Origin of the sequence: Streptomyces recifensis (assembly GCF_002154615.1) — a bacterium.
Classification (GTDB): domain Bacteria; phylum Actinomycetota; class Actinomycetes; order Streptomycetales; family Streptomycetaceae; genus Streptomyces; species Streptomyces griseoluteus.
In genome coordinates this window covers 1-788 of the sequence record NZ_MUNH01000909.1, presented here as the reverse complement: position 1 = coordinate 788, position 788 = coordinate 1, and the positions used below count along the sequence as shown (strand labels likewise).

Here is a 788-nt window from a genome sequence, read left to right as displayed (position 1 = left end):
CCCCGCTCGCCGGGTCCGGCCGCAGCGCGGGGTGCAGCAGTTCCTGGCGGCCGTCGGTGTCCCACTCCGCGGCGATACGCCGGACGGTGACCAGCAGTTGGGGGCGCCAGGCGGCGGAAGGGCCGGCCTGGTGCAGCGACTCGCCGAACAGCCGGGTGAACGCGGCCGTGGTCAGCATGCCGGCCGCGCGGGGCCCGTCGGTGCACAGCCGGGCGTAGGCGAAGGCGGCGGCCCAGTGCCGGTCGAGGAGTTCGCCGACGGGGTGGAGGGCCGACGCCGACCCCGTCCACTTCTGGAGTTCCGCGCTGAGTTCGCCGTCGGAGATACCGAACGGCCCGCCGGAATCCCAGGAATTCGACGGCCCTTCGCCCTTCACGCGCTATTCCTCCAGAATCCACACGGAATCAGGTCTGTACCAGTCGGCAGGATGGTGAACGAGGTGACGCAACTCCCTTTCGTGAAGGGCAATCACCTCCGTCACGGAGACGCACACTTTCGCACAGGGCGACAGGGGGGAACAAGGGATCTCCCGTCGGAAAACGAGTTCGCGGGAAGTCTTTGACTCGTATTCAGTAGGGACGAAATCATTGACGCACCAAAGAAGGCCTGGGCGGGCATTTCCGGGCACCGTCCGGGCAAGAAGTTGACGTGCACCGGGCCGCCGGGTTGGATCATCCGGGTGCCGACCGAGACGAGCCCGCGTGGCGGTAGCCGAGCCGTCCTCCTCGCCCTCGCGCTCCTCCTCACCGGGTGCGCCACCGCGGGCCCCCCACCCGAGAGCCCCCGAC

General features: G+C 69.2%; 1 pseudogene. It reads right to left on the bottom strand.

From position 1 onward, the window contains the following. Positions 1-376 (bottom strand): annotated as a pseudogene (locus tag CCN33_RS30755) (hydrolase); the annotation flags it as partial. Positions 377-788 lie beyond the last annotated feature (412 nt).